This window comes from Microbulbifer harenosus, assembly GCF_005771435.1.
GTDB lineage: Bacteria > Pseudomonadota > Gammaproteobacteria > Pseudomonadales > Cellvibrionaceae > Microbulbifer > Microbulbifer harenosus.
On record NZ_VANI01000039.1, the window covers coordinates 1 to 2,159 of the forward strand.

General features: G+C 46.1%; 4 protein-coding genes. All 4 read right to left on the minus strand.

What is annotated here, in order from left to right:
- Positions 1-234: 234 nt before the first annotated feature.
- Positions 235-522, minus strand: coding sequence for a hypothetical protein (locus FDY93_RS19160; protein WP_138237365.1), 288 nt, complete (start codon positions 520-522; stop codon positions 235-237).
- A gap of 166 nt (positions 523-688) precedes the next feature.
- Entirely contained in the window at positions 689-946 is a 258-nt protein-coding gene (locus tag FDY93_RS19165) for a hypothetical protein (RefSeq protein ID WP_138237366.1), read from the minus strand.
- Positions 947-1,114: 168 nt separating this feature from the next.
- The gene (locus FDY93_RS19170) at positions 1,115-1,495 is read right to left on the minus strand and encodes a DUF2314 domain-containing protein (RefSeq protein ID WP_138237367.1); all 381 of its coding nucleotides are present in this window, start codon (positions 1,493-1,495) and stop codon (positions 1,115-1,117) included.
- Between the two features lie 137 nt (positions 1,496-1,632).
- Positions 1,633-2,058: a hypothetical protein gene (locus FDY93_RS19175; RefSeq protein WP_138237368.1), complete on the minus strand. Its 426-nt coding sequence runs from the start codon at positions 2,056-2,058 to the stop codon at positions 1,633-1,635.
- Positions 2,059-2,159 lie beyond the last annotated feature (101 nt).

Below are 2,159 nucleotides of genomic sequence, written 5' to 3' on the forward strand. Positions count from 1 at the left end.
ATAGGTTGTAAATCCAGCAGAGGCCACTCCAACAATCAGCAGTAAAGTTGACAGTGTCTTTTTAAGGTTACTGGACATGTTCAAATGCTTAACGCCCGCAGCAGGGGCGACCAATGCTGTGTACTTTTTGTGCGAAACTGGGAGCGCAGCGACCCGCACAAAAAGTGCATAGCGTTGGGCGTCCCGTGGAGGCCCGAAGGGCCGGAACAAACTGCCTGCGATTGTTATAAATCATTACCAAGCTACGAAGTTCACTATTTTTTCTAGATACTCAAAAATGTCAGGAATCTTCTCCAGCCACGATTCATCTATGTTTAGATCAAAAATAGAATCTTTGTTTTCAACTATTTCCGTGTATTTTTCTTCAATGAAATCTTTTACAGCCATTTTTGCATCCGCTGGAATTGCTTCAATTTGTTGAACCGCATCCTGCAAAACTTCTACGGTAACCCCAAGTGGCTTTCCGTTAACCATCAAAGGCTGTCCATTTACCTCAAGAACAAAATTGGCTGTATCTGACATCGGTATTTCCTTGTGATTTATAACGCCGCCAACAGGGGCGACCAATGTTGTGCGCGTTTTGCGCAATAATGGGAGCGCAGCGACCGCGCAAAAGGTGCACAACGTTGGGCGTCCCGCGGAGGGCCGAAGGCCCGGAGCATCCTGCTTGGCTTAGTTATGTGTCTTCTTAGCACTCTAGCTTTGCGGAAAGCACTGAAACCAATTGCTCATATTTTGGTGCTCCACCAAGTTGTGGAGAAATTATAGAAAGCACCGCCAAGCCAAATGCGCCGTAGGCTAGCTCTTCAGAACTTACGAGGCCAAGAAAAAATAGCATGATTAAGACTACGGCAATTACTATTGCTATTACTCTTGTCAGAACCATCTGCTTTACCCGAGCTTCTGCCTTCTGTATAAGCTTCAATTCCTTTTCAGTAAATTTCATTTAACCCTCAATAGCTCGATTGGTTCTGACACATAACGCCCACGGCAGGGGCGGCTTACCTTAGGTGCGATTTGCGCGAAAATGGGAGCGTAGCGACCGCGCAAAACGTGCATAAGGTAAGCCGTCCCGCGGAGGCCCAAAGGGCCGTAGCTTCACTGCCCGTGATTGTTAGGCATTTTCGGAGTGCCGAGGGTCGTCTCTCCTGATGTAAATCTGAGCAACATGACTCCAATTGAACTGTATTACATCCCCTGGTGTTAAGGACTCAATTGCAATAGGTTCGTTTGTTAAATGTCCGTAGAAGCAATTTTCTTGAATTATACAGACCTCTACCCACATTCTTTCTGCTCGAGGAACACCCTTTTCAACAGGGCCTGTGAGTGTGAAATGTAAACGAAGTAAATCGCCAATTTTAACCAGTGATGCTTCCTCACTACTTGGGATCTCAAAGCTTTCCGGGTTAGCCTCATGAGTCAGCTTGCAGTTCTCAAGCTCCCAACCATCTCCCTTAAATCCTTCTTTTACCGGATAGCCGTCAAAAAAATCCATGGTATTCCTTCATCATTGCCTAACGCCCAGCGCAGGCGCAGCCAGCGCGGAGCGCATTTTGTGTTAATGTTTGAGCGACAGCGAGTAACACAAAAGGTGCGTAGCGTTGGCTGTCGCTCTGCCGCTGATTGTTAAGTTTATAGCTGGGAGGCTTCGTTGCGTTCCTTTTGACGCGCCTCGGCCTCACTTTGAGAATTAAACGCTCTCATTAGCTCATCATTGATGTAGTTCATGGACATTTCAAAGCTCATATGAGGGGCTTCCAGCATAATTTCTGTAGCACCATCTCTATATGTAGCAGATTTGTTACCAACAAATGGAATCTGCTGGTTTACCAGCCTGTACTTACCGGCGATTACTTTATTTAAGTAATCAAATTTTCGTTTTGGGAGCTTAGTCAATACTCCGATCAGCTTTCCATCACGACTGAAAATCGCTGTAACCTCTTGCAGGCCCTCAAAATCTATACCTGAAACTGGGATTGAATACATATTTCCATTGGAGTACTTGTTCGTTCCAGTATGACTAACTTGGTACATTTCCTTCAATTCAGATTCAGTCATTGCCCCCACCCCCTGTGTCAGGATAGATGTCGCGCTCACTTTCCAACCAATAGTGTATCAGGGGGCGGTCATAGAGTGAGCAATGCCGCGATACAACGAGG